The sequence below is a fragment of the Pseudomonas sp. JV449 genome (genome assembly GCF_032424295.1).
GTDB lineage: Bacteria > Pseudomonadota > Gammaproteobacteria > Pseudomonadales > Pseudomonadaceae > Aquipseudomonas > Aquipseudomonas marginalis.
This window is the reverse complement of the sequence record NZ_VYKD01000031.1, coordinates 215,331-240,477: the sequence shown is the minus strand read 5'-3', so window position 1 is coordinate 240,477 and position 25,147 is coordinate 215,331. Positions and strand designations below refer to the sequence as shown.

Annotated in this window: 20 protein-coding genes and 4 pseudogenes; 14 read left to right on the top strand and 10 right to left on the bottom strand. The window is 61.8% G+C overall.

All coding sequences use genetic code 11. The annotated features are described in order from the left end of the window. Positions 1-244 precede the first annotated feature (244 nt). The 11 genes and pseudogenes from F6S08_RS27670 to F6S08_RS27620 all read left to right on the top strand — a co-directional run bounded on the left by F6S08_RS27670 (position 245) and on the right by F6S08_RS27620 (position 10,200). A complete protein-coding gene (locus tag F6S08_RS27670; RefSeq protein WP_409999780.1) occupies positions 245-1,324 on the top strand; it encodes a methyl-accepting chemotaxis protein in 1,080 nt (359 codons plus the stop codon). A 13-nt stretch (positions 1,325-1,337) separates the two neighbouring features. After that, positions 1,338-1,706, top strand: coding sequence for a response regulator (locus F6S08_RS27665; RefSeq protein ID WP_027605685.1), 369 nt, complete (start codon positions 1,338-1,340; stop codon positions 1,704-1,706). Between the two features lie 33 nt (positions 1,707-1,739). Further along, positions 1,740-2,057 carry a lipid asymmetry maintenance protein MlaB gene (locus F6S08_RS27660; RefSeq protein WP_065927713.1) on the top strand — a complete coding sequence of 106 codons (318 nt, stop codon included), beginning with the start codon at positions 1,740-1,742 and terminating at the stop codon, positions 2,055-2,057. A gap of 4 nt (positions 2,058-2,061) precedes the next feature. Continuing rightward, positions 2,062-4,194 carry a chemotaxis protein CheA gene (locus F6S08_RS27655; RefSeq protein WP_065927712.1) on the top strand — a complete coding sequence of 711 codons (2,133 nt, stop codon included), beginning with the start codon at positions 2,062-2,064 and terminating at the stop codon, positions 4,192-4,194. A 23-nt stretch (positions 4,195-4,217) separates the two neighbouring features. Further along, positions 4,218-5,735: pseudogene (locus F6S08_RS27650) on the top strand (MCP four helix bundle domain-containing protein); the annotation flags it as partial. A gap of 63 nt (positions 5,736-5,798) precedes the next feature. Next, positions 5,799-6,515: pseudogene (locus tag F6S08_RS27645) on the top strand (methyl-accepting chemotaxis protein); the annotation flags it as partial. Between the two features lie 123 nt (positions 6,516-6,638). Beyond that, entirely contained in the window at positions 6,639-7,151 is a 513-nt protein-coding gene (locus tag F6S08_RS27640) for a chemotaxis protein CheW (protein ID WP_161985719.1), read from the top strand. Between the two features lie 118 nt (positions 7,152-7,269). Further along, on the top strand, positions 7,270-7,794 hold the full coding sequence (locus F6S08_RS27635; protein ID WP_065948699.1) for a chemotaxis protein CheW: 525 nt from the start codon (positions 7,270-7,272) through the stop codon (positions 7,792-7,794). A 21-nt stretch (positions 7,795-7,815) separates the two neighbouring features. After that, positions 7,816-8,619, top strand: coding sequence for a CheR family methyltransferase (locus tag F6S08_RS27630; protein WP_027605691.1), 804 nt, complete (start codon positions 7,816-7,818; stop codon positions 8,617-8,619). Beyond that, positions 8,612-9,097: a chemotaxis protein CheD gene (locus tag F6S08_RS27625; protein ID WP_065948700.1), complete on the top strand. Its 486-nt coding sequence runs from the start codon at positions 8,612-8,614 to the stop codon at positions 9,095-9,097. The genes F6S08_RS27630 and F6S08_RS27625 overlap by 8 nt, the downstream gene beginning before the upstream one ends. A 32-nt stretch (positions 9,098-9,129) precedes the next feature. Then, positions 9,130-10,200: a chemotaxis response regulator protein-glutamate methylesterase gene (locus F6S08_RS27620; protein WP_065948701.1), complete on the top strand. Its 1,071-nt coding sequence runs from the start codon at positions 9,130-9,132 to the stop codon at positions 10,198-10,200. 86 nt (positions 10,201-10,286) lie between these two features. Here F6S08_RS27620 and F6S08_RS27615 read toward each other — a convergent pair whose 3' ends face one another. From F6S08_RS27615 to F6S08_RS27580, 9 genes and pseudogenes are all read right to left on the bottom strand, one after another. Further along, complete coding sequence (locus F6S08_RS27615; RefSeq protein WP_065927797.1) at positions 10,287-10,850, bottom strand: TetR/AcrR family transcriptional regulator; 564 nt, start codon at positions 10,848-10,850, stop codon at positions 10,287-10,289. A 58-nt stretch (positions 10,851-10,908) separates the two neighbouring features. Beyond that, a complete protein-coding gene (locus tag F6S08_RS27610) occupies positions 10,909-12,549 on the bottom strand; it encodes an AMP-binding protein (RefSeq protein ID WP_065927707.1) in 1,641 nt (546 codons plus the stop codon). 95 nt (positions 12,550-12,644) lie between these two features. Then, positions 12,645-12,884 (bottom strand): annotated as a pseudogene (locus tag F6S08_RS31640) (methyl-accepting chemotaxis protein); the annotation flags it as partial. Between the two features lie 30 nt (positions 12,885-12,914). Further along, positions 12,915-13,577 (bottom strand): annotated as a pseudogene (locus tag F6S08_RS31635) (PAS domain-containing protein); the annotation flags it as partial. 355 nt (positions 13,578-13,932) lie between these two features. Further along, positions 13,933-15,192 (bottom strand): GTP-binding protein, encoded by a 1,260-nt coding sequence (locus F6S08_RS27600; RefSeq protein ID WP_315872632.1) that lies wholly within the window; start codon positions 15,190-15,192, stop codon positions 13,933-13,935. Continuing rightward, positions 15,189-15,851 (bottom strand): nitrile hydratase subunit beta, encoded by a 663-nt coding sequence (gene nthB, locus F6S08_RS27595; RefSeq protein WP_074846644.1) that lies wholly within the window; start codon positions 15,849-15,851, stop codon positions 15,189-15,191. Before nthB ends, F6S08_RS27600 begins: the two co-directional genes overlap by 4 nt. Before the next feature lie 40 nt (positions 15,852-15,891). Further along, positions 15,892-16,476: a nitrile hydratase subunit alpha gene (gene nthA, locus F6S08_RS27590; protein WP_315872631.1), complete on the bottom strand. Its 585-nt coding sequence runs from the start codon at positions 16,474-16,476 to the stop codon at positions 15,892-15,894. 84 nt (positions 16,477-16,560) lie between these two features. After that, entirely contained in the window at positions 16,561-18,075 is a 1,515-nt protein-coding gene (locus tag F6S08_RS27585; RefSeq protein WP_065927702.1) for an amidase, read from the bottom strand. Positions 18,076-18,352: 277 nt separating this feature from the next. Further along, positions 18,353-19,411, bottom strand: a complete 1,059-nt coding sequence (locus F6S08_RS27580; protein WP_074846650.1) for a phenylacetaldoxime dehydratase family protein — start codon at positions 19,409-19,411, stop codon at positions 18,353-18,355. A gap of 240 nt (positions 19,412-19,651) precedes the next feature. Here F6S08_RS27580 and F6S08_RS27575 point away from each other — a divergent pair, with 240 nt between their 5' ends. Continuing rightward, the gene (locus F6S08_RS27575; RefSeq protein ID WP_065927700.1) at positions 19,652-20,587 is read left to right on the top strand and encodes a helix-turn-helix domain-containing protein; all 936 of its coding nucleotides are present in this window, start codon (positions 19,652-19,654) and stop codon (positions 20,585-20,587) included. Positions 20,588-21,450: 863 nt separating this feature from the next. Here the strand turns inward: F6S08_RS27575 and F6S08_RS27570 are convergent. Continuing rightward, positions 21,451-22,032 (bottom strand): XRE family transcriptional regulator, encoded by a 582-nt coding sequence (locus tag F6S08_RS27570; protein WP_315872630.1) that lies wholly within the window; start codon positions 22,030-22,032, stop codon positions 21,451-21,453. A 156-nt stretch (positions 22,033-22,188) separates the two neighbouring features. On the opposite strand from F6S08_RS27570, the gene F6S08_RS27565 reads away from it, so the two are divergent. After that, a complete protein-coding gene (locus F6S08_RS27565; protein WP_315872629.1) occupies positions 22,189-23,082 on the top strand; it encodes a DMT family transporter in 894 nt (297 codons plus the stop codon). Between the two features lie 223 nt (positions 23,083-23,305). After that, the gene (locus F6S08_RS27560) at positions 23,306-25,114 is read left to right on the top strand and encodes an ABC transporter ATP-binding protein (RefSeq protein WP_065948708.1); all 1,809 of its coding nucleotides are present in this window, start codon (positions 23,306-23,308) and stop codon (positions 25,112-25,114) included. Positions 25,115-25,147 lie beyond the last annotated feature (33 nt).

The window sequence follows — 25,147 nt, the reverse complement described above, 5'->3', positions numbered from 1 at the left end:
CCTAGGCGGTTTTCCAGGATCCCTACCCCAGAATAGGGATGCTCCGATGGTGGCAGTGCCATTATCGGGCCAGTATCTCTTTCAAGCAGTCGAATGGCCGGTCAGGTCGTGACGACATGCCTTGACAGGGAGACAAACCGTGAGCGCACCGACACCACCCCCTTCCGCTGCTTTGACCCTGTTTCCGGTTGCGTTCGCGGGTCTGCTGGGCGGGCTTGCGATTGCCTGGAGCGAGCGCTTCAGCATGGTGTCGCTGGCCGCTGGTGGCGCCTTGTTTACGTTGTGTATCGGCATGGGCCTGTGGGCAAACAGCAGGTGCCGGGCGCAGTGGCGTGGCCTGCAACAGCAGCTCGATCAACCGGCATCCATTGCTCCGACGCTGGCCGTCGATAACGGCCTGGCACAGGTGTGCGTCAGCGTGCTGCCGATCTGGTCGCGGCAGATAGAAGCGGCGCGTTCGATCAGTGAAACCTCGATTCTCAGCCTCAGCGAGCGTTTTGGCGCGCTGTCATCCAACATCAGCCACAGCGTCTCCAGCAATGGCGGCCAGGACGCTTCGCAACAATTGGTCGACTTGCTGGAGGTGGGCCAGGCCGACCTCAACTCCATCGTCGTGGCCCTGCGCGCCGCGCTCACCAATAAGGAGAATGAGCTCAAGGAAGTCATGCAGCTCTCGGGCTTCACCGAGCAGCTTCAGCAGATGGCCAAGTTCGTCGGCGACATCGCCAGTCAAACCAACCTGCTTGCCCTCAACGCGGCTATCGAGGCTGCGCGAGCCGGGGAGGCGGGGCGAGGGTTTGCGGTGGTCGCCGATGAAGTGCGCAAGTTGTCGAGCATGTCAGGCGAGACCGGGCGCAAGATCAGCGAAACCGTGATCACCGTCAACGCCGCCATCGCCCGTACGGTGCAGATGTCCCGCCACCACGCCGAACAAGACACCCTGACCCTCGCCGATTCGGAGCGCGTGGTGTCGGAGGTTATCGAACATTTTCGCGCAACCGCCCAGACCATTGTGCGCAACAGCCATGACCTGCAGCAGCAGAGCGCCAACGTCGCCGACGAGATTGCCCAGGTGCTGGTTGCCCTGCAGTTCCAGGACCGCGTCAGCCAGATGTTGACCTTGATTACCCGCGACCTCGACAAGTTGCAGCAGCAGTTGGACGAACGTCATGAGTCGAGCCTCAGCGGACAGTCCCTGGCGCCAATGAGCAGTGACCGTTGGCTGCAGGAGCTGTCAACGGCCTACACCATGCCGGAGCAGCACGCCATTCATGGCGGTAAAGCGCCTGCCCAGGCCGCTGCCAACGAAATCACGTTTTTCTAGAGGAGTTTTTCCGATGAGCAAAACCATTCTGATCGTCGACGACTCGGCCTCCATCCGCCAGGTGGTGAGCATCACCCTCAAAGGCGCCGGTTACGACGTGATCGAAGGCTGTGATGGCAAAGACGCCCTGAGCAAACTGGACGGCCGCAAAATCCACCTGATTGTCAGCGACGTGAACATGCCCAACATGGATGGCCTCAGTTTCGTCAAGGCCGCCAAGCTGTTGCCGGCCTACAAGTTTACGCCGGTCATCATGCTGACCACCGAAGCCAGCGATGCGATGAAGCAGCAAGGCCAGGCTTCCGGTGCCAAGGCCTGGATGGTCAAGCCCTTCCAGCCTGCGCAAATGCTGACTGCCGTCTCCAAGTTGATCCTGCCATAGCGATGACCAGCGACCGCTGGCCAGGAGGTTTGCATGAAAAGCTCCGTCCCGATGCTACGTCGAATCCAGGTCATGGAGGGCCCCTTGACGATCTACACGGCTGCCGAGCAAAAGGACGTGCTGTTGTCGTTGTTTCCCCTGGCCCATGAAGTCGAGTTGGACCTGTCCAGTGTCGATGAACTCGACAGTGCCGGTTTGCAGCTGTTGATCCTCATCAAGCGCGAGTCTCTCAAGGAGGGCACCCAGCTGTTGCTGAGCAACCCCAGTTCGACGGTGAGCGAAGCCTTTCGCCTCAGCGGCCTTGACGACTACTTCACCAATGCGAGTTTCACCCAGTCGGTCGGAGCGTAAGCGTATGAACATGGATGACGTGCTGCAGACGTTCATTGCCGAAAGTCGCGAGCTTCTGTTGCAAATGGAAGATGCGCTGCTGCAGATCGAGAAGTCGCCCCAGGACCTGGACACCATCAACGGCCTGTTCCGCGTGGCCCACACCATCAAGGGGTCGGCCGGCCTGTTTGGCTTGATGCCGATCGTTGAGTTCACCCATGTCGCCGAAAGCGTGCTGGACCGGGTGCGCAGCCTGGAAGTGCGCGTCGACGAGGCGTTGAGTGCGTTGTTCCTCGACGCCCGTGACCATATCGGCCAATTGATCGACCTGCTGGCCGAGGACGGCAACCTGGATCGCCTGGACGAACCGGTGCGGGCTCAGGGTCAATCTATCATTGAGCGGCTGTCGCTGTATCTGGACGCGGCGGTCTCGACCCCGGCGCCTACCCTTCAAGCGCCGGCGCCGGCGGATGAGCCAGGCGCCAGTCCCGGCCATTGGCATTTGTCGCTGCGCTTTGGCCCGGATGTGTTGCGCAATGGCATGGACCCCTTGGCGTTCCTGCGTTATCTGAGCACGCTGGGGCGTTTGCTGCACACCGTTACCTTGTTCGATGGGTTGCCGCCCATGACCGCCATGGACCCGGAAACCAACTACCTCGGGTTTGAACTCGCACTGGCCAGCGACGCGTCCCTGGAGGTCATCGACGGCGCCTTTGATTTTGTCCGCGAGGACGCGCTGGTTCGCATCCTTGCGCCGAATGCCACGGTGCAGGCGTGTCGGACCCATCTCGACGAGTTGCCGGAAGACAACGCCGCGCTGATCGAGCTGCTGGTGCGTTGCGGCACACTGACCGAGGCCCAGGCCTTGCTCGTGACCCAGGACGCCGAGCAGGCACCGGTCGAAACGCGCAGCGAGCCTGATGTCCAGGATTCGACAACGCCGCCGGTCAAGGCCGGCAAAAGCGCGGCGAGTAACGAAGGCAACCTGATTCGGGTCGATGCCGCCAAGCTGGACCAACTGATCAACCTGGTCGGCGAGCTGATCATTGCCGGTGCCGGCGCCAACCTGGTGGCGGTACGCAGTGGGATTGGCGAGATGATCGAAGCCACCAGCCTGTTATCGCGGCTGGTCGAGGAAGTACGCGACTCGGCGCTGACCCTGCGCATGGTGCAGATCGGCGCAACCTTCACGCGGTTCCAGCGGGTGGTGCGGGACGTCTCAAAAGAGTTGGGCAAGGACATCGTGCTGCACATCGGCGGCGGTGAGACCGAGCTGGACAAGACCGTCGTCGAACGCATTGGCGACCCGCTGACCCATTTGGTGCGCAATGCCATGGACCACGGCATCGAGCCTGCGTCGACGCGCCTCCAGCGGGGCAAGCCGGCCCAGGGCACGGTACGCCTGAATGCCTATCACGAATCCGGCAGCATCGTGATCGAGGTGTCCGACGACGGCGGTGGCCTGGCCAAGGACAAGATCCTGGCCAAGGCCCGTGAGCGTGGTTTGGTGGGAGAGGGCCAGCAGCCGTCGGACAAAGACATTCTGAATTTGATCTTCGAGCCGGGATTCTCCACGGCCGACCAGGTCAGCAACCTGTCCGGGCGTGGCGTAGGCATGGACGTCGTGAAGCGCAATATCACGGCGTTGCGCGGCAGCGTCAGTCTCGAGAGCGAAGTCGGGCAGGGCACCACGGTGCGCATCCGCCTGCCGCTGACGCTGGCGATCATTGACGGTTTCCTGATCGGGGTGGGCAAGGCTTCTTACGTGATTCCGCTGAACATGGTGGAGGAGTGTATCGAGCTGGCCCCTCAGCGGGGCACCGAAACCGGCTACCTGGACCTGCGGGGCGAGGTGCTGCCAATCCTGCGGCTACGCGACATGTTTGATGTGCAAGAGCCTGGAGGCAACCGGGAAAACGTGGTCGTCGTGCAATACGCAGGCTTGCGTGCCGGCCTGGTGGTCGATCGCCTGCAGGGAGAGTTCCAAACCGTGATCAAGCCACTGGGCAAAGTGTTTGGTGATGCCCATGGGCTGGGCGGGTTCACCATCCTCGGAAGTGGAGCCGTTGCGCTGATCCTGGATATCCCGAATTTGCTAGGACAGGTTGCCAAGGAAACCCCACATCGTTCGATCCCAAGCCCTTTATCGACTCATTGAAGCGTCATCAGGAGTGCCTCGCCATGACTGTTATTAGAAATATCATGTTGCTGGTTTTCACAGCCATGCTGGGTGTCTGCGTGTTGGGTGGCACCAGCCTGTACCTGGCCGGTGAAATCAATACGAGCGCCAGCTATGCCAACGTCAACACGGTGCCCAGCCTGCTGGAGATCGACCGCGCCGCCGCGGCCTTCACCGACCTGCACGCCTTGCAATGGCAACGCTTGAACGAGACCGACAAAACCAGCGTGCCGGCTTACGCGGCCAGCGTGGCGCAGGATTTCAGTGCCGTAGGCAAAGCCCTGGATCGCTATCAGGCCGAGTTGACCTCCGACGAGCACGATACGGCGTTGTTGAAACAACTGCGCGGCCACTTGGCTGAGTTTGCGGCGTTGCAGACGCACTTCGACAAGCTCATCGATGACGGTGACCAGGCCTCGGCCCGTGCATTGATCGAGACGAGCCAGCCCCTGCAGACCGCCGTGCTCACGGCGATCGGCGAGCTGCGTGAATACAACCTGGAACTGGGGCGCAAGGGCCAGGTGCTTGCCACCACCACCGAGAAGAACGCACGCACCCTCATCCTGCTGGTGAGCGGCCTGACCCTGGTGGCTACCCTGCTGATCGGTGTCTTGCTGGGGCGCAATCTGATGCGCCGGCTCGGGGCGGAACCTACCGTGGTGCAAGCCTATGCGGCACGTCTATCGGCTGGCGAGTTGAATGCCAAGGCAACGCTCAAGGCGGGAGACACCACCAGCCTGATGGCGAGCATGCAGCAGTTGGGCGCGAACCTGCATGAATTGATCGTGGAGATGGACCGTATGTCCAGTGAACACGACAAGGGCGAGATCGATGCACAGATCGATGCCGGCCGTTTTCATGGCAGTTACCGCTCCATGGCCCAGGGCATCAACGATATGGTCAACGGCCACATCGCGGTGAAGAAAAAAGCCATGGCCTGCATACGCGCCTTCGGTAACGGTGATCTGTCTGCGCCCCTGGAACAATTCCCCGGCAAAAAAGCCTTTATCAACGACAACATTGAGCTGTTGCGCACCAACATCCTGGCGCTGATCAATCAAATGCAGCACATGTCCAGCGAGCATGAAAAAGGTGACATTGACGTGATGATTGACGTCGAGGGCTTCTCGGGTTCGTACCGGGATATCGGCCAGGGCATCAATGACATGGTCAACGGCCATATCAACGTGAAGAAAAAGGCCATGGCCTGTATTCGCGCGTTCGGCGAAGGGGATTTGTCCGCGCCTCTGGAGCGTTTCCCCGGCAAGAAAGCCTTCATCAATGAAAACGTCGAGCAACTGCGCGCCAATATCCTGGCCCTTGTGGAAGATACCAGCGAGATCAGCGACAGTGCGCTGATCGGCAAGCTGGACACCCGCCCTGACGCCGCCCGGCACCAGGGCGATTTCCGCCGCATCATCCTCGGTATCAACGGTTCTCTGGACGCGATCATCGTACCGATCACCGAGGCCATGGAGGTGCTGTCGGCGATGGCCGCCGGCGACCTGACCCGCAGCATTACCGGCGACTACCAGGGCAAGTTCCTGGAGCTGAAGCACTCGGTCAATGGCACCGTGGAAAAACTCTCGGAAATCATCGGCGAAGTGCGCGGCTCGGCGGACTCGCTGTCGAGCGCTTCGGAAGAGATCTCCGCCACCGCCCAAAGCATGGCCCAGTCGGCTTCCGAGCAAGCGGCATCGGTCGAACAGACCTCGGCGTCGATGGAGCAAATGTCAGCGTCCATTTCCCAGAACACCGAAAATGCCAAGGTCACCGACGGCATGGCGGGCAAAGCCAACAAGGAAGCGTCGGAAGGCGGTCGAGCCGTGAAGGACACCGTGGCGGCGATGAAAACCATCGCCGAAAAAATCGGCATCGTCGATTCCATTGCCTACCAGACCAACTTGCTGGCGCTCAACGCGGCGATCGAAGCGGCACGGGCCGGCGAGCACGGCAAAGGCTTTGCGGTGGTCGCGGCCGAAGTGCGCAAACTGGCGGAACGCAGCCAGATTGCCGCACAGGAAATCAGTGAAGTGGCCAAGAACAGCGTGGCCCTGGCCGAACGGGCGGGCAACCTGCTGGACGAGATTGTGCCGTCGATTGCCAAGACCTCCGACCTGGTGCAGGAAATTGCGGCTGCCTCGGAAGAACAATCCATCGGTTCCGAACAAATCAACAGCGCGATGTCGCAGATGAGCCAACTGACCCAGCAAAACGCGTCGGCCTCCGAGGAACTGGCGGCGACGGCCGAGGAAATGAGTGGCCAGGCCGAGCAGTTGCAGGAACTCATGGGGTTTTTCACCGTGCAAAGCAAACGTGCCGGGCGCAATGTCTCGATGCCCCAGATCAGCCGAGCCATGTCCACCCAGGACCTGGACAGTCGCTCCTCGGACGGCGGTTTCGTCCGCTTCGGGAGTTGACCCATGGGCACCTCAGCGGTCATGCAGGGCGCTGTCGAACCTGCGTCGCCAGTGGATGAACCCTTGCAGTACCTGACCTTCCTGGCGGCCGAGGAGATGTACGCGGTCAATACCCTGAGCGTTCGTGAAATCATCGAATACAACCAGGTGACCAGCGTACCGATGATGCCGGAATTCCTGCGGGGGGTTATCAACCTGCGCGGCTCGGTAGTGCCGGTCGTGGACCTCAAGGCGCGTTTCGGCAAGGGCACGACGGTACTGGGCAGTCGCACCTGCATCGTCATCCTTGAGGCGGCGAAGGAGGGCGAATCCCAGGTCCTGGGGGTGGTGGTGGACTCGGTCAGCGAAGTGATCGAGATACTCGAGATCGATATCAAGCCCGCTCCGGCGTTCGGCAATCACATTCGCACCGACTTCATCGGGGGGATGACCAAGGTGCGAGGCGAGTTCGTCACGCTCCTGCAGATCGAGCATGTGCTGTGTGTCGATGAGATAGCCGGCCTGATCTCTGTATAGGTATCTCAACGCTGAACCCCCCCGGCGGATAGGGCTGTTGTGGTGAGCGGGCTTGTCCCGCGCCGGGGTGCGAAGCGCCCCTGATGAAGACGAAAACGTATTTGACCCGAGGTGAATCATGGCCCCACCCATCGACAGTCCAGGCAATCCCAGCGTCTCGAGCCCGAGCCAGTACCTTACCTTTGTGCTGGGGGAGGAGATGTTCGCCGTGGGCACGCTCAACGTTCGGGAAATCATCGAATACGGGCCGATCACCAGCGTGCCGTTGCTGCCTCCCAGCATACGCGGGGTGATTAACCTGCGCGGCGCGGCGGTGCCCGTGCTCGACCTGGGGGTGCGCTTCCGTGGCGAACGCACGGTGCAGACTCCAAGGACCTGCTTTGTGATCCTTGAGGTACAGGCCAATGCCCAGCGCAAGCCGGTGGGCATCATTGTCGATGCGGTCAGCGAGGTCCTGGAGATCGCCGACCAGGACATCGAACCCTCGTTGAATTTCGGCACCGATGTCAGGGCCGACTTTTTACTGGGCATCGGCAAACTGGAGAGCGGTTTCGTGCTGTTGCTGGACATCGGTCGCGTGTTGTCCCTGGAACAGGTCGATGCGCTGGCCAACCTTGAGTCTTCGCTACCTTCGATCGCCTGAACAGGCTGGGGGAATGTCCTGATGAACGTGATCCTCTCTGACGCCGAGTTCGTGCAGTTCCGTGACCTCATTTATCAAATCGCCGGCATCAGCCTGTCCGACGCCAAGAAACAGTTGGTGAGCGCTCGCCTGGCCAAGCGGCTGCAAGTGTTCAAGCTCAATACCTACGGTGCGTACTACAAGGTGTTGATGAAGGACAGCGTGGAGTTGCAGGTCGCGGTGGACATGCTGACCACCAACGAAACCTACTTTTTTCGTGAGCCCAAGCATTTTGACTTCCTGCGCGATGTTGCGTTGCCCGAGCTGCGGGGCAGCGGGCCGTTGCGCATATGGAGTGGCGCCTGCTCGACCGGCGAAGAACCCTACACCCTGGCAATGGTGTTGGCAGACAACCTCGCCGGCCGGCCCTGGGAGATTGTCGCGTCGGACATCAGCAGCCGGGTATTGGAAAAAGCCCGCCTTGGGCGTTATCCCCTCGACGGCATACGCGGCATCCCCGAGGCGCTGTTGAACAAGTATTGCCTCAAGGGCGTGGGCGCCAACCACGGTTGTTTCATGGTCGACCCGGCGCTGGCGGCGAAGATCGATTTCCAGTCGATCAATCTGAATAACCCGCTGCCGAAACTGGGGATGTTCGATGTGATCTTCCTGCGCAATGTGATGATCTATTTTGACAACGACACCAAAGTGCAGGTGGTCAAGCGCCTGGTCAGCCACCTCAAGCCGGGCGGGTACTTTCTGGTCAGCCATTCGGAGAGCCTCAACGGCATCACCGATCAGCTGCGACTGGTCAAGCCTTCCATCTACCGGAGGCCGCATGCCTGACAGTCGACCGCCCAACGAGGTGTTCCTGAATCCCGGCGATTGGTTTTTCGGCTCGGGTGCGATTCGCCTGCGTACGGTGCTGGGATCGTGTGTTGCATTAGTGTTCTGGCATCCCCGGCGCTTGCTGGGGGGCATGTGTCACTACCTGCTGCCACAGCGCGCCGTGACCAAACAGGGCGTCCTGGATGGTCGCTACGGCAACGAAGCCTTTGAACTGTTGCTCGCTCGAATACAGTCGATCAAGGCCCTGCCGACGGAGTTCAGGATCAGCGTATTCGGCGGTGGGAACATGTTTCCCGGGCTTGTGCGCTCGGACAATGATTACGTCGGCCAGCGCAATGTCGAACAGGCCATGCGCCTGCTCGACCTGCATCAGTTGCGGTGTCAACACTTCCATGTGGAAGGCGTGGGTTATCGGACGATTGTGTTCGATCTGGCCAACGGCGAAATCGAACTCAACTACCTGGCCTTGAAGTGAACCCCCAGCAGCCCTCATGGAGAGCGTGCGACATGAGCCTTATCAAAGTGCTGATCATTGATGATTCCGCCGTGGTGCGTCAGGTGCTGACGGCGACCCTGGGGCAAGACCCCGCTATCGAGGTTATCGGCGCGGCGGCAGACCCGGTGTTCGCCATGGACAAAATGAACAAGCAATGGCCGGATGTGATTGTGTTGGACGTGGAGATGCCACGGATGGATGGCATCACGTTCCTCAAGAAGTTGATGGCCGAACATCCCACGCCCGTGGTCATCTGCTCCACGCTGACCGAAAAGGGTGCGGCCACCACCATGCAGGCGCTGGCGGCCGGCGCGGTCAGCATTGTGACCAAGCCACAACTCAACCTGCGCCAGTTTCTGACCGACAGTGCCGATGAATTGGCGGGGGCCGTCAAGGCCGCCGCGCGGGCCAATATGAAACGCATGGTGCCTTCCAGCGAGCGCGCTCCCGCCAGGCTGACGGCTGACGTCATATTGCCGGCGGGCGCCCAGGCAATGGCGCGCACCACCGAGAACATTGTCGCCATTGGTACGTCCACGGGCGGCACCCAAGCCCTGGAATTGGTATTGACCGCCTTGCCCAGGGTCTGCCCGGGCATCGTCATCGTGCAGCACATGCCCGAACACTTCACCGCCGCGTTTGCCGAGCGCCTCAATCGATTGTGCGAGATCGAGGTCAGGGAGGCGAAGAATGGTGATCGGGTTATCCCCGGTTGTGCGCTGATTGCCCCTGGTGGTCGGCACATGGTGCTCAAGCGCAGCGGTGCCCAATACCAGGTGGAAATTGTCGACGGACCTCCGGTCAGCCGGCATCGACCTTCCGTTGATGTACTGTTTCGTTCGGTGGCCCGCAGTGCCGGGAGTAACGCGCTGGGGATCATCATGACGGGGATGGGCGACGACGGCGCCCGGGGCCTGAAGGAAATGCACGACAACGGCGCCCGCACCCTGGGCCAGGACGAAGAGTCCTGCGTGGTGTATGGCATGCCCAAGGAGGCGTTCAAACTGGGGGCCGTGGAGCGTGAGTTGCCCCTTGAGCAGATATCGGCGGCGATTCTGCACTCCATGCATCAGCGCCGCTGACGGTTCGGGGTTCTGTGCTGATTGATGAGGCGTTCCGGCAATCCGTTCCGGGCCCGGCTGGCGTTTCAGTATGGGGCATGGTGGGCTCAGGGCAGGGAATCAATAGCCTGTAACACCGCACAGGCAATGGTCTTCGTAATGGTTCGACGTTGAGCGTTATCGAGCATCGGGCTTAACCAGGTGGGTAGACTGTTCAGCATGGGCAAAATGGCCGTGAGCGCACCCTCGCGCAACGGCCCGCCCGGTGGATGGCCTGCCTGGCCGATCAGATCCATTATTTCCGACTCATAGGCACGCCGCAGTTGCTGGACGCTTGCCTGCATCGAGTCGCCCAGGCAATTGGCGTCCATGACCGCCAGCTTGAAGTGTCCGGTCATGTGTTCATGCAATTGAAGGTGACAGTCGATCAGTTGGGCCAGGCGTTGATCGGGTGCCAATCCGCGATTCTTGATGCCGTGCACCTGGGACAACAGGGTTTGATACAGCTCCATCAGCAGTTCGTAAAGCAGCGCCTCTTTGCTTTCCACATGGTGATAGATCGCCCCCGGGCTTATACCGACATGCGCGGCGAGTTCACGCATGCTGACCTGGTTGAAACTGCGCTCCTTGAATAACTCCGAGGCTTTGCGCTGGAAGTCTGATCGGTTCAGCACACGCCGTGCCTCGGATTGCGCACACGCCTGGCGCTCCGGCACACCGGCCACGCGTTCATGTCCCGGGCGCCTGCTGCCGGGCAATTTCCTGATTGCGCAGGATAAAGCGCTGCAACTTGCCGCTGGGGGTCTTGGGGAGTTGCTCGACGAACTCCACTTCCCGGGGATAGGCATGGGCAGCCAGGCGCTGCCGTACATGCAGGCGCAGTACTTCGGCCAGCTCGGCGCTGGGCTGGTACTGGCTGTCGAGCACGACAAAGGCTTTGATCAGCTCGGTGCGTTGCGGGTCAGGTTTGCCGATCACCGCCGCTTCGATCACCGCGGGGTGTTCGATCAGCGCGCTCTCGACGTCGAACGGCCCGACGCGGTAGCCGGACGTCGTGATCACATCATCATTGCGGCCGACGAAGCTGATACTGCCGTCGTCATTCAGCTCCACACTGTCGCCGCTCAGGTAATAGCGCCCCACAAAGGCCCGGGTGGGCATACCCAGGTAGCCATCGAACCAGCACAGGGGCGAGCGCTCGCGATCCACCGCCAGGACGCCCGGCTGACCCGCTGGCAATTCCCGATGCGCCTCGTCCAGCACGACGATGCGGTAGCCGGGCACCGCATAACCCGCCGAGCCCTCACGGACCGGGTGACGCAAACCATGGTGATTGCACAACACCATGCCGATTTCCGTCTGGCCGTAATGATCGTGAATGGTCACGCCGAGCTGCTCGGCAAACCAGCGGATCACGTGTGGGTTGAGCGGCTCGCCGGCACTGCTGACGGCACGCAGGCGGCCGCGCACGGCGTCGGCGAACGCTGCCCCCTCGGCGATCAGCAGGCGATAGGCCGTTGGGGAGCCGGCCAGATTGCTGATGGCGTACTTGGCAATGACTCGGCAGGTACTTTCCACCGTGAAAGGGCCGTTGTAGAACAGCGTGGCATGACCACAGGCCAGCGGGCCGGTCACCGCGTAATACAGGCCATAGGCCCAGCCGGGATCGGCCAGGTTCCAGAACCGGTCGTCCTGCTGCAGGCCAATGGAGTCGCGCATATAACCCTTGAAGGCGAGAATGGCGCGCAACGGCACTTCCAGAGGCTTGGCCGGCCCCGTGGTACCCGATGTGCACATCAGCAGGAATGGCGCGCTGGCGTCCAGCAGTACCGGTTCGCACTCGACGTCTTGGCCGTCCAGGATGCTCCAGAACGGGTAGTCGCCGGGGTTCTGCGGGCCCTCGCCGGTTACGATCACGCTTGGGCAGTTGCCGATCTCATCCAGCTTGGGACGGTTCTGCGCATCCGTCACGATCCAGCGCGCGTTGGAGCAGCCCAATCGTTGCTCGATCGCCTTGGGACCGAATGCGGTGAAGAGCGGTTGATAGACCGCGCCCACCCGCCAGGTCCCCAAGATGGCAATCAGCAGTTCAACCGTGCGCGGCATCAGGCCGGCAACGCGGTCGCCCGGTTTTACCCCTTGCTCGCGCAAAAAATGGCCGAAGCGGGCGGCGCTGGCCTGCAATTGGCTGAATGTGTATTGGGCGGCGCTGCCATCCTGCGCTTCGCAATACAACGCCACGGCGTCGTCGTGGGCGTGCCGGTCGCAGCATTCGACGCAGGCGTTCAGGGCAGTCAGGTCGCCTTGCAAAGCCAGTTCGGCGGTCTGCTGGTAATTGAAGGATGTGGCCACAGCTTGATAATCACGCATAACGACACCTGGTTCTTATTGTTGGGTTTGTACGGCCAATAGTTGCGCTGCTCACGACTCGACCCGTGGCGCTAGCTGTCCATCATGTCGGCCGCTTGCTGGGTCGCCTGGCTGGTGCGGGTCGCCAGCTTGCGAACTTCATCGGCGACCACCGCGAACCCGCGTCCGGCTTCGCCAGCGCGGGCGGCTTCAATGGCGGCGTTCAAGGCCAACAGGTTAGTCTGGCTGGCGATGCCCTGGATGGTGGCGACAATGTGCGTCAGCTTGCGCAGGGTCTCCTGCATTACTCGGTGCTGGTGTTCCTGAGCCTCACGCATGCTGTTTTCTTCATGGTGGGCATGGATATCGGTGATGGCGCCCACCACTCTTTGCGGGGAACCGTCCTCTGCGCGTCGCGTTTGCCCACGGCCGCGAAACCAGCGGTAATTGCCACTGCTGTGCTTGAGCCGATAATCGACATCAAAGGGTGTTTTTCCGCTGCGGTCTTCGACGTGGGCGACAAACGCCGCGATTGCCCGTGCGCTGTCGTCTGGATGCAAGCGTGAGGTCCAGCTTTCCAATGTGTTGGGAAATTCCTCAACCGTGGTGTACCCCAGCAGTCGCCGCATTTGCGAAGACCACCAGATGGTGTTGTTCGGGTTCGCCGGATCACCCGCCACCACCTCTATGTCCCAGAGCCCGTCATGGAGCATTTCACGGGAAATCTCGAAGCGTGTGGCCGCCAGTTCGAGTGACTCTTCGTGCAGGCGCTGTTCATGAATGTCACGCAGGCTTCCGCCGATGGCGACCGGTACGCCTTGCGCATCCCGGCGCGCCACACCGCTGATCCTGCGCCAACGATAGTCACCGTCTGATGCAAGGGCCATGCGTACGTCCAGCGCAAAGGGCGTTCGCCCGCTGCGATCACTCAGGTGCCGGGCCAGCGCGTCGAGAAGGCGTTGCCGGTCCGTCGCGTGCAGGTGCTCGTTCCAGCGGCCAAGTTGATCAATACCTTGGGTCGGGATCGACGCGGACCCTGTCCACCTCATGGCCCACTCCGGTGCGGGTGCAGCAACACCTGCCGGTTGCAGTTCCCAAAACAGGTCACCTGCGCCTTGAGCGATAAGTGCCCAGCGCGCCTCCTGCTCCTGTAAAAGCGCGTCGCGGCGGGCCAGGTGCTCGGCCAGTTGGGTGGCTTCCAATGCCAGCGCGTGTGTCTGTGCTTTCAGGGCTCGCCGCTCTTGCAGCAATGTCTCTACGCCCGCCAGGATGCGACGCAATAACGGGTTGCTCGACGACAGCGGTGTACTCGCCTGGTCAGGCTCATCCAGTCTGTCGGCAAGCGGAGCCAATACCCAGCGGCTGGTTCGGCTGAAAAAGAGCATGGGGCACCTCTATCTCGGATCAAATGGGGTCAATCGCCATGGGCTGTGTGGGTATGCGGGCAAGGGCCTGTTGGTCAAAGGCTGTCGCCCCTGGCAGCGCTTGCCAGGCCAGTGGGCCGGCGGCGATTTCCGGCGCGCTCAGCAGGCAGTGGTCGAGCTCGCGCTGTAACGCGTCGGTGTCGAGTCCATGGCCGATAAACACCAACTCCTGCCGGCAGTCGCCGACCACGCTGTCCCATTTGGCCCTGATGCCCCGCAGCCGGTATTCGTCCCGGGGCCATTGCGACGGCTCGATGAAGTTCCACCAGCGCCCGACATAGTCCCACTGGAACCGCTTGCCGCTTTGCACCAGCAGGCCGGTTTCCAGGTGGCGGCTGGCGAGCCAGAAGTAACCTTTGCTGCGCAGCAACCGCCCGTTGCACCAGGGCTGCTGGAGAAAGTCGAGCAACCGTTGCGGGTGGAAAGGCGCGCGCTCACGGTACACCCAGGACGTCACGCCATAGGTGTCCGATTCGGACAACGGCGCGTCGGTCGCTTCCATTTTCCGCATCCAGCCCGGCGACGCCGCGAGGCTGGGTAAATCAAACAGATGGGTGCCGAGGAGGCTGGCTGATGGGATGTTACCGTGGGCCATCGGCATGATCCGCGCCGTCGGGTTAAGCCCTGTGAGGATCGCCTGCACGGCCTGGTACTGCGCGGCATCGATGAGGTCCAGCTTGTTGACGAGAATGACGTTGGCGTACTCCACCTGTTCGATCAGCAGATCGGCCAGGTGGCGCTTGGGTGCGTCTGGCGTGGCGTCGTCGCGATCAACGGTGTCCGGCGATTCGAGCAGTTCCTGGAAGCGACTGCCATCGACCACCGTCACCAAGGTGTCCAGGCGCGCCAGTTCGCTGAGGCTGAAGCCATCAGCGTCAAGGAAGGCGAACGTCTCCGCGACCGGCATCGGCTCGGAGATCCCCGTGGATTCAATCAGCAGGTAATCGAAACGCTGTTGGCGTGCGAGCATACTGATCTGCTCGAGCAAATCGGCGCGCAGGGTGCAGCAGATACAACCGTTGCTCATCTCGATCAACTCATCGCGACCACGGTGCAGCGCGACATCGCGCTGCACCTCTTCGGCATCGATATTGACTTCGCTCATGTCATTGACGATGACGGCCACGCGCAGGCCTTCGCGATTGCGCAGGATGTGGTTGAGCAGGGTGGTTTTGCCGGCGCCGAGGAAGCCCGAAAGGACCGTCACCGGCAGTCGGCTTGCCTGGGCGCTGTCTGTCATGGGTTCACCGCGTGCGCGCCGGCGGCCTTGTCCAGGTAGCTTTCGAACAGGTCGACCACCACAAAACCCTCATCGGCCGCATCCCCCCACAGGTCTTTCACGGAAAACTCGACGTGGTAGGTGGGTTGATGGGCGGCGCTTACATCGCCATGCCCAATCGCGTCGGGGAACGGCCATTTCTCTGACGTGCGGTGCAGGACCACGCCTTCCTTGCCGCGCACGTAGGCGGGCATGCGGATGTGCCCAGCCACATATTCGTCTCGCACCACCACCCGATCCCCCACCTCGAAGGGCGGCCGCCCCGTGATCGCCGGGCGGCCCTCGGCATGGGCGGGATTCGCCAGCTTGAAGTGGGAGCCCAAGGCCTGATCAAGCTCCGCCTGGGTGATCACGCCGGTTTCGACCAGCAGGGTGGCGGTCGCGATGACGTAGCGTTCGTAGTACTGGGTGCCGACATGCTGGCGCACATCCAGGCGTTCGACGGCGTGACGCACTTCGTCCACGCTGAACTTTTTCAAGTGGTCGGCACCGATGAACATCAAGCTGTAGGCCAGATGCTCCCAGTCCTGCTTGAACACCTGTTTGTAGCTCAGGCTGTTGATGGTGTGAGGGACTTTTCCAAAGCCTTGGAAACCGCCGAGATCGTGAAAGCCATCCATAATCAAAACTCCGGGAGTGAACGATGATGAGGTGTTGTTTTCAGCCCACGCGGGGCAGGGCGACGCCGATCAGTACGTCTTTGGTCACCAGCGTTCGAAGCTGCTCTTCGCTCATGTGTGCTGAGCCTTCAGGCCTGACCGGCACGACCAGGTAGCGGCTTTCGGCGCTGGTGTCCCAGACCTTGACCACCATGTCCCGGGGCAACTCCGTCCCCAGCTCGCGCAGTACCGTGCGCCCCTCCCGGACCAGGCGTGCGCGAAACTCGAAACCCTTGTACCACTCCGGTGGCAGGCCGAGGACCGGCCAGTTGGTGCAGGAGCACAGGCTGCAGACAATCACGTTCTTCAGCGTCGGCGTATCCTCCAGGGCGACGATGTATTCGCCCTGGGGGCCGGTGTAGCCGAACTGGGCGCAGGCCGCGGTGCCGTCCTTGAGCAACAGTGCCCGGAACTGCGGATCGACCCATGCCTTGGCCACCACACGGGCGCCGTTCTCGGGGCTCCAGCCGTGCTCCATCAATTGCGTGAGCTGCTCGATATAGCCCTCCGGGATGAGTTCCTTGCTCTTGAGGACTTGAAACAATGCCCAGGCTCTTTCGCCGGGCGTTGAAGTCGCTGTATTCATGGGGTCACTCCTATCAGTCAACACGGTGGTAAAGTCATTGGATTTCTTATTGTTCTACGGGCGCCGGCGGCGCCCGTAGACGGCTCAGAGCGTGCGCCAGTCCACGGATGCTTCAAACGCCGCCGCAGCCTGGTAAAGGGTGCCTTCGGCATAGTGTCTGGCGACCAGCATCAGCCCGACGGGCAGGCCGTCTACCCGCCCGCACGGAATCGACAGGGCGGGATGCCCGGTGATGTCCTGTGGCGCGGTGTTGCCGATCATTTCCAGCGCGCGCGCCACGTACTCAGTGATCGAGCAATCCGCCGGTGGGTGAGGTTGGGCAATGATCGGCGTGGTCGGCATCACCAGCAGGTCGTAGGTCTGCAGCGCCTTGTCATAGCCCTGCCGGGCGAAGCGCGCGAGGTTTTGCGCCTTGGCGTAATAACGTCCGTTGTAGTGGTTCAGCCCGTATTGGCCGACGAACATGCACAGCTTGAGCGACGCGGACAATTGGTCGGCCTGCTCGCGCCAGCCGACCTGTTTGTCCAGCAGGCCGACATCGTAGAGGCCTTTCCAGTTAAAGCCCGCGCCGTTGCCATGCATCATCTGCATGGTCAAGCCTTCGCAGCCGATGGGGTGCCACAACGAGCCCGCCAGGTTGTGCTCGGGAACGGACACCGCCTCGACCTGTGCGCCCAACGCCTCGAGACGGGCGATGGCGTCACGCACTTTCTCGGCGACGCGAGGGTCCTGGTTGGCCAGTGCGAAGCCCTCTTGCAACACACCGATTTTGAGCCCGCGCACGCCCCTCGACAGGTAGCTGTGATAGTCGTCGACTTGCGGCGCAGCCTGGCGCGGGTCAAGCCCATCCGCGCCGGCCATGGCTTGCAGCATCAGCGCGTTGTCGCGCACGTTGGCGGTAATGGGGCCGACATGATCGATCGTGGCTTCAATCGCCATGACCCCGGAGTAGGGCACCAGGCCGTGGGTCGGCTTCATGCCGTAGGTGCCGCAGAAGGATGACGGGATTCGGATGGACCCGCCTTGATCACCGCCAACGGCCATGTCCACCTCTCCGGCCGCGACCAACGCTGCACTGCCTGAGGAAGATCCACCGGCGGCGTAACCGTGACGATGGGGGTTGTGCACGGGGGCAGGGTCTGAGGTGTGACTGCCGCCGGACAAACAGTAATGCTCACAGGTGGCCTTGCCCAGGATCGTTGCCCCGGCATCCAGCAGGCGCGTGACCACGGTGGCGTCGAATGACGGTACGAAACCGGCCAGCGGCGCAGCGCCATTCATCAGCGGCACGCCTGCCAGGGCGATGTTGTCTTTCAGCGCGACGGTTTTGCCGGCCAGGAGGCCCTCCCGGGCCCCGTTCACTTCAGCCCGGTAGTACCAGGCGTTCAACGGGTTTTCCTTGTCCGAGGGGCGATAGCCCGAACTGCGTTCGTAGCGTACGGGCGGAACGAAATCAGGCAGCTCATCGACCAGGTCGTACGCGTCGAAACTCGGTTGCATCAGGTCCAGGTACTGCGCAGCCTGCTCCGGCGTCAGCTGCATGTGCAACTGGGTGGCGAGGTCCTGCAGTTGATCAAGCGTGGGTCGAATAATGGCCATGATTTTCCTTGATTTCATCGATGATCGGCGGGAAGACTTGAGGCTGTTCAAACACTTCCAGCACTTTCGGGGTCGGATCGTTCCGGGTCGTAATGGAGAACAAATTAGGCCTCTTTTGCCACTGCGGCTTGGTTGAACAGGACACTCGCTTGGCTGAACAGGACAGCTCAGCCCGGTGCCACTTCATGGTCAGATGCCTGTCAAAAAGTGGCCCCGACCCCATGCGCTAGAGATGAGGGCCAAAAAATAATCGGGACGAATGGGGCGGTGCCGGGTGTCAGCTTTGCGCGACACCTGCATCACGCAACATGCCGGTCTGCGGGTGGCAGTTGATGTACTCGAACAGCTGGCTCCTGGCGTCCGAGACCGACACTTCGTGGTACAGCCGCAACTTCACCAGGCCGGCCGCCACGCGGAAGAAGGTGACAAAGATGCGCAGGTGGGTGGGATGGGATTCCGCCCAGCGTTCCAGTTTCTCGACCGAGCGCCAGTGGCCGATGTTGTAGCTCATGTCGAGGAAGTTGCCGTCGAGGTCGATATTGCGCACGAATCGATTGCTGTAGCAGCCCAGGGGGGCTCCGTTATCGCGCAGGAAATCCATGCCGTCCTGCAATGTCGGCAAGATTTCGTCGAGGTACAGTGAACGCTCGTCAGCCTCGGCGTCAGCCCAATCCTGGCCGGAGCGAATCAGCGCGATGTTGTCATGGCCCATGACGATGACACGGCCACCTTTGGCCGGGTCTCCCTGCACCACCTTCAGTTCGCCCGTGGGGCTCATCCAGTCGGTCTGGGACGCCGGGAAACGATCGCGCATCGAGCCCCAGTAACCGTGCTCTTCGATCTCGCCGCTGGTGGTGTCCATGATCGCGCCCACCCCCGGCAACTGCGTCTGGAACGCATAGAGGGTTTCGAACTGCTCGGCACGCGGCGCGGTGATTTCGCGAAAATAACCCAGGCCGTCGTTCAGGCGATCCGGCGATGCCCACCAGTCATTGACGGGCGGTGATCGCAGCCAGCGGCAATAGGCTGCGGCGTCCTTCCAGTAGCCGACGATCATCAGGTTGTCGTAGCCACTGTTGTCCGTGTGATGGGTCAAGTCGTGGGTCTGCGGGCCGTCGGGCAGGCTGAAGCTGCCAACGATGTCGCGCATGGCCTTAAGGGCACGCTCACGCTGCGCCTCACCGCGAAACTGCACGCCCAGGTAAGCCATCGCTACCTGCTTCAATTGTTCGCCAGCGCGGCCGACCCACATAGGGAAGGGCGGCTGGTAGTCCTCGGGCACCCGGCGGGACAACGTCCGTGGGCATCTAAGGTGTTTGTCGATCGCAGATTCCATGGGCGGCTCCTTGTTTTTTTCAGGTTCAGGCGTAGCGGGCTGGACAGGCTGTGAGGTCATAGTCAGGCAGGTACGAACCGCCTCGCTTTGTTCGCCAGGACAACCGTTTGGTTGGAAAAGACAGATGCCCGATGCCAGGGCTCAGGAGTGATAAAGGGGCAGGGCGTGGTCTGAATTTTGCTTTCCAAGATCGACCGGCAGCGTGTCGCTGCTTCAAGTCGTTGCATTAAGGTGAGTGCCATGGCTCAGAACAATCACTATTCCACCCTTGCCGTTTCGCAACCGCGTCGCTTCGATTACTGGAAAGAAGTGGTGTGTCGCCATTGTCTTATGGCTGACAGCAAACCCTCGACCCAGAGCGATTTCAACGGAACGCTCCAGGTCTCCGGCGTAGGGGCGTTGGATGTCTCCAGGCTGTCGTCCCCGCTGCACCATTGGGTCCGTTCCGAGCGGCATTTACGCAGTGGCCCCGCAGACGACCTGTGGCTGGGCTTCACCCTCAATGGGTATGGCGAACTTGAGCAAGAGGGGCGCAAGGCCACACTGGGTGCGGGTAATTTGTTCCTTTATGACGCAACCCGGCCGTTCCGATTCAGCCTGGGGGGGAGCGAAAACCACTTGATGCGCATCCCTCGACAGTTGCTGACTGAGCGGTTGCCGCGTGTGGCGGAATGCACCGCAATGGTGCTGGATGACCGCCGCCCTGGCGTGGTGCCGCTGCGCGAGATGCTGCGCCAGATGGCGAACACTCCCGTGCTTCTGGAGGATGGAGGCATTTGCAATCGTTACTCCAACACGATAATCGACCTGCTCGTGATCAGCCTGGAACTCCAGGACCTGAAGACGACCCATCAGGAGCTGGATCTTTATGCGCGGATAATGACCTACATCCAGCACCACCTGAGCGAGCGAGAACTGTCGATCGAACTGATCGCCCAAGCCCACCACGTGTCCACCCGCACGGTGACCCGTGCATTCGCCCGTCATCAGAAAAGCCCGGTCGCGGAGATCTGGAAAGAACGGCTGAATGCCAGTCGCGCGGCTATCGAGTGCGGCCAGGTGCGCAGCGTTTCCCAAGCCGCACTGGACTTCGGTTTTTCCGATTTCTCCCACTTCAGTCATGCTTTTCGCAAGGCGTTTGGGGTTGCGCCGCACACGCTCTTGACGCGCAACTGACGGGGCCCCAAAAAAGGCGGGGGTTATTAGCGTCCTGCTCGATAAAATTGACGAGATAAAAAGGGTTAAGTTGCTAGCGATCCCCCTGCCCACCTCACGGACTTGCCCCCCGTAGCAGCTGCCGAGCGCAAGCGAGGCTGCGTCAGACGCGCTGCCGATTTAAGCCCGAGTCGCGGCCAACGCAGCCTCGCCGGGGCTCGACAGCTGCTACGAATACCAACCCCATCAAGCCCCCCCGTAGCAGCTGCCGAGCGCAAGCGAGGCTGCGTCAGGCTCGCTGCCGATTCAAGCCCGAGTCGCGGCCAACGCAGCCTCGCCGGGGCTCGACAGCTGCTACGAATACCAACCCCATCAAGGCCCGTAGCAGCTGCCGAGCGGAAGCGAGGCTGCGTTGGGCGCACTGCCGATTCAAGCCCGAGTCGCGGCCAACGCAGCCTCGCCGGGGCTCGACAGCTGCTACGAATACCAACCCCATCAAGGCCCCCCCGTAGCAGCTGCCGAGCGCAAGCGAGGCTGCGTTGGGCGCACTGCCGATTCAAGCCCGAGTCGCGGCCAACGCAGCCTCGCCGGGGCTCGACAGCTGCTACGAATACCAACCCCATCAAGGCCCGTAGCAGCTGCCGAGCGCAAGCGAGGCTGCGTTGGGCGCACTGCCGATTCAAGCCCGAGTCGCGGCCAACGCAGCCTCGCCGGGGCTCGACAGCTGCTACGAATACCAACCCCATCAAGGCCCCCCGTAGCAGCTGCCGAGCGCAAGCGAGGCTGCGTCAGGCGCGCTGCCGATTCAAGCCCGAGTCGCGGCCGACGCCGCCTCGCCAGGGCTCGGCAGCTACGGATTTGACAGGCGTCAGGGTGCTCCCACCTCAGGAATGCTCGATCACCATCACCGCCGTGGTGTCCGCCTCAAGTGCCTCGAACACATGCGGCACATTCGCCAGGTAGCTGATGTAGTCGCCGGCGTTGAGCAACACCGGGCCACTCGCCGGGCCGATACGTGCACTGCCACTGCACAGCACCACATGCTCTACGGTGCCCTGCGGGTGAGGCTGAGACAAACGAACTTCGCCGGGCTGCACCTTGAGTCGGTAGATGTCGCGCTGTACGCCGGCCGGGCAATCGGCAAGCAGGGTCGCTGCGTAATGGGCCGTCTCGGCATAGGCGGTCATGCCCTCGTTGGCGCGAATCACCCGCAGGGCCTGCCGGGGTTGTTCGAAGAACCGGGTGACTTGCAAGCCCATGGCCATCGCCAGCGACCACAAGGTTTCGATGCTGGGGTTACCGATACCCGACTCCAATTGAGACAAGGTCGACTTCGCTACCCCGGCGCGCTTCGCCAGCTCGGTCAAGGAAAACCCGGCGGCCAGGCGCTCGCGCTTGATTGACAGCGCCAGCAGATCGATTCGACTCAGATTATTTCCCGGCAGATTGTTCGTTATATCGGTCATTTGTTTTATAAACCATCCTTAAATGGGTTGACGCTCTTGGGCACCATGTTCAGTATATCGGCCATACGTTCATTATAAAGTTGTATTTGCCAGCCTATTTCCCCGCGAACGGTGGCTTGGGCCATGGCGATGTCGATAGCAAGGAAGCCGTGAGTGATGAAGTCGCAAACCCGTGGGACGCTCGAAATGATCTCGGCCATGGTCATCTCCGGCACAGTCGGCTGGTTCGTCGTCATGTCGGGGCAGAGGCCGGAGGCGGTGGTGTTCTGGCGTTGCCTGTTCGGCGCCCTGGCGATGCTGGTCGCGTGCCTGGCGCTTGGGGTGCTGCGTCGCTCCCGGATCACTGCCCGGCAATTCCTTCTGGTGTGCCTGGGCGGGGTGGCGCTGGTCCTCAACTGGGTGCTGCTGTTCGGTGCCTACACCCATTCCTCTATTGCCATTGCCACGGTGGTCTACCACGTTCAGCCGTTCATGCTGGTCGGCCTGGGTGTGCTGTTTTTTGCCGAACGCCTCAGCATCGCCAAGGTCGGCTGGCTGCTGTTGGCCTTCGCCGGGCTGATGCTGATCGTGTCCGCCAAGGACCGTGGGCAGGCCACCGGTGCCGACTACGTGCTGGGCGTCTGCCTGGCCCTGGCTTCAGCCTTCTTCTATGCCGTGGCGGCGGCGATCACCAAGCGTCTCAAGGATTTGCCCGCGCACCTGATCGTGCTGATCCAGATGGTGGTCGGCGTGCTGGTGCTGGCACCGTTCGTGGACTTCACTGGGGGCGAAACGCTCAAGGGCGCCTGGACTTACCTGATCATTATCGGCGTGGTCCATACCGGGCTGATGTCGACCCTGCTGTACAGCGCCATCCAGAAAATCCCCACGGCGCTGGTCGGGGCGCTGTCGTTCATCTATCCGATTGTTGCCATCCTGGTCGACTGGGTAGCCTTCGCCCATCCCCTCAGCACCCTGCAGGTGATGGGCGCAGGCGCGATCCTGCTGGCGGCGGCGGGCATGAATTTTGGCTGGTCGCTGGGCCGCGCGGGGCGTCAGGACGTGACCTAAGGTCGGGCGCCCAACCGCCATCGAGTCAAAAGACGTCACGCCAACCACTGGCGACGACGCGCCTGGGAAGAACGTCGAGGAATACGCGTGGTTCTGGCGTCACGGCCTGTCATAATCCGGGGCGCGCCTGGATCCGGGAGCGAGTGGCGCAGTGAACTGCCCATCTCCATGGCTCTCGGCCGTCCGGCCTGATTTCACCCCCCTCAAGGAGTCCGTGCCATTCATGGTGCTGTTCAATCGATTGAGCGCGTTTTCGACCCAGGCGCGCAGGGCACTGGGACTGGTGTGGGAAACCTCGCGGCCACTGTTCACGGGGCTGTTGCTGGCGACGATTGTCGCCGGACTGCTGCCTGCACTGGCCGCCTGGATTGGACAGCGCATCGTTGATGGCGTGGTCCACGCCATGCAGGTTCATGCGGCCGGCAGCCAGGCCCCCGTGTGGCCGGTGATGCGCTACGTGCTGGCCGAGGCCGGCGTGCTGGCTTTGTTGGCGGCGGCACAACGGGCGCTGTCGATGCAGCAGTCGCTGTTGCGGGTGAAACTGGGCGTGAAGGTCAACCTGATGGTCCTGGAGAAAGCCCAGACCCTTTCGCTGCTGCAATTTGAAGACGCCGAGTTCTACGACAAGCTGGTGCGCGTGCGCCAGGGGGCTTCGACGCGCCCGCTGAGCCTGGTGACCAAAGGACTGGGGTTGGTGCAGAACCTCATTTCGCTGGTCAGCTTTGCAGTCCTGCTGGTGCACTTTTCGCCGTGGGCCCTGTTGATTCTGGTGGTCGGTGCGTTGCCGGTGTTCTTCGCCGAGACGCATTTTTCCGGCAATGCGTTCCGCCTGTTCCACCGGCGTGCACCGGAGACGCGCCGGCAGAACTACCTGGAATCGTTGCTCTCCCACGAGTCCCATGCCAAGGAGGTCAAGCTGTTTGGCCTGGCACCGCTGTTCCTCCAGCGCTATCGCGACAACGCCCAGCGTTTGTATACCGAGGACCGCCAATTGACGTTGCGCCGCGATGCCTGGGGCTTCGCATTGGGCCTGCTGGGCACCGCAGCGTTTTACCTGGCCTACGCCTGGGTGGTACTCGACACCGTGCGTGGCCAGACGAGCCTGGGCCAGATGACCATGTACATCGTGCTGTTCAAGCAGGGGCAGGCCGCAATCACCGCCAGCCTCAGCGCCATTGCCGGGCTGTACGACGACAGCCTGTTCCTCTCGGACCTGTATGAATACCTTGAAACCCCCGTGATCACGCCACATGGCCGGCTCACCCAGGGTGCGCGCCCTGGCGATGGCCTGCGCTGCGAGCAGGTGGGGTTCACCTACCCAGGCGCCGGATCCGCCGCGCTGCGCAATATCAGCCTGCACCTGGCACCGGGGAAAAGCCTGGCCCTGGTGGGTGAAAATGGTTCCGGCAAGACCAGCCTGATCAAACTGCTGACCCGTCTGTATACCCCGGATGAAGGCCGCATCCTGCTGGATGGCAGCGACCTGCAGGAGTGGGACGAACACACCCTGCGCCAGCGCATCGGCGTTATTTTCCAGGACTACATTCGCTACCAGATGAGTGTCGGCGAAAACCTCGGCGTGGGGGACGTCGAGGCCCTGGACGACCAGGCACGCTGGCGCAGCGCTGCCACTCAAGGCGTGGCGGCGGAATTTATCGAGCGCTTGAGCCATACCTATTCAACCCAGCTGGGACGCTGGTTTGGAGGCCAGGAACTGTCCGGGGGGCAGTGGCAGAAAGTGGCCTTGTCGCGGGCGTACATGCGTCAGGATGCCGATCTGCTGATCCTCGATGAACCCACTGCCGCGCTGGATGCCGGGGCTGAAGCGGCGGTGTTCGAGCACTTCCGTGAGCATGCCAGGGGCCGCATGACCCTGCTGATTTCCCACCGTTTTTCCAGTGTGCGCAGTGCGGATCACATTATTGTGTTGGAACGCGGGCAGATTCTGGAGGAGGGCAGCCATAACCAGCTGATGGCTGCGGGTGGACGTTATGCCGAGCTGTTCGACGTTCAGGCGCGGGGCTATCGCTAGAAGACCCACCGCCGCGTATCTGCCGATCCCTCC

Excerpts from the sequence above, each read along its gene's own strand:
- F6S08_RS27575 (WP_065927700.1), top strand. The coding sequence starts at position 19,652 with ATGGCTCAGAACAATCACTATTCCACCCTTGCCGTTTCGCAACCGCGT.
- nthA (WP_315872631.1), bottom strand. The coding sequence starts at position 16,476 with ATGAATACAGCGACTTCAACGCCCGGCGAAAGAGCCTGGGCATTGTTT.
- F6S08_RS27670 (WP_409999780.1), top strand. The coding sequence starts at position 245 with ATGGTGTCGCTGGCCGCTGGTGGCGCCTTGTTTACGTTGTGTATCGGC.
- F6S08_RS27560 (WP_065948708.1), top strand. The coding sequence starts at position 23,306 with ATGGTGCTGTTCAATCGATTGAGCGCGTTTTCGACCCAGGCGCGCAGG.
- F6S08_RS27625 (WP_065948700.1), top strand. The coding sequence starts at position 8,612 with ATGCCTGACAGTCGACCGCCCAACGAGGTGTTCCTGAATCCCGGCGAT.
- F6S08_RS27630 (WP_027605691.1), top strand. The coding sequence starts at position 7,816 with ATGAACGTGATCCTCTCTGACGCCGAGTTCGTGCAGTTCCGTGACCTC.
- F6S08_RS27620 (WP_065948701.1), top strand. The coding sequence starts at position 9,130 with ATGAGCCTTATCAAAGTGCTGATCATTGATGATTCCGCCGTGGTGCGT.
- F6S08_RS27660 (WP_065927713.1), top strand. The coding sequence starts at position 1,740 with ATGAAAAGCTCCGTCCCGATGCTACGTCGAATCCAGGTCATGGAGGGC.
- F6S08_RS27665 (WP_027605685.1), top strand. The coding sequence starts at position 1,338 with ATGAGCAAAACCATTCTGATCGTCGACGACTCGGCCTCCATCCGCCAG.
- F6S08_RS27640 (WP_161985719.1), top strand. The coding sequence starts at position 6,639 with ATGGGCACCTCAGCGGTCATGCAGGGCGCTGTCGAACCTGCGTCGCCA.
- F6S08_RS27635 (WP_065948699.1), top strand. The coding sequence starts at position 7,270 with ATGGCCCCACCCATCGACAGTCCAGGCAATCCCAGCGTCTCGAGCCCG.
- F6S08_RS27580 (WP_074846650.1), bottom strand. The coding sequence starts at position 19,411 with ATGGAATCTGCGATCGACAAACACCTTAGATGCCCACGGACGTTGTCC.
- F6S08_RS27585 (WP_065927702.1), bottom strand. The coding sequence starts at position 18,075 with ATGGCCATTATTCGACCCACGCTTGATCAACTGCAGGACCTCGCCACC.
- nthB (WP_074846644.1), bottom strand. The coding sequence starts at position 15,851 with ATGGATGGCTTTCACGATCTCGGCGGTTTCCAAGGCTTTGGAAAAGTC.
- F6S08_RS27570 (WP_315872630.1), bottom strand. The coding sequence starts at position 22,032 with ATGACCGATATAACGAACAATCTGCCGGGAAATAATCTGAGTCGAATC.
- F6S08_RS27610 (WP_065927707.1), bottom strand. The coding sequence starts at position 12,549 with ATGCGTGATTATCAAGCTGTGGCCACATCCTTCAATTACCAGCAGACC.
- F6S08_RS27600 (WP_315872632.1), bottom strand. The coding sequence starts at position 15,192 with ATGACAGACAGCGCCCAGGCAAGCCGACTGCCGGTGACGGTCCTTTCG.
- F6S08_RS27655 (WP_065927712.1), top strand. The coding sequence starts at position 2,062 with ATGAACATGGATGACGTGCTGCAGACGTTCATTGCCGAAAGTCGCGAG.
- F6S08_RS27565 (WP_315872629.1), top strand. The coding sequence starts at position 22,189 with ATGAAGTCGCAAACCCGTGGGACGCTCGAAATGATCTCGGCCATGGTC.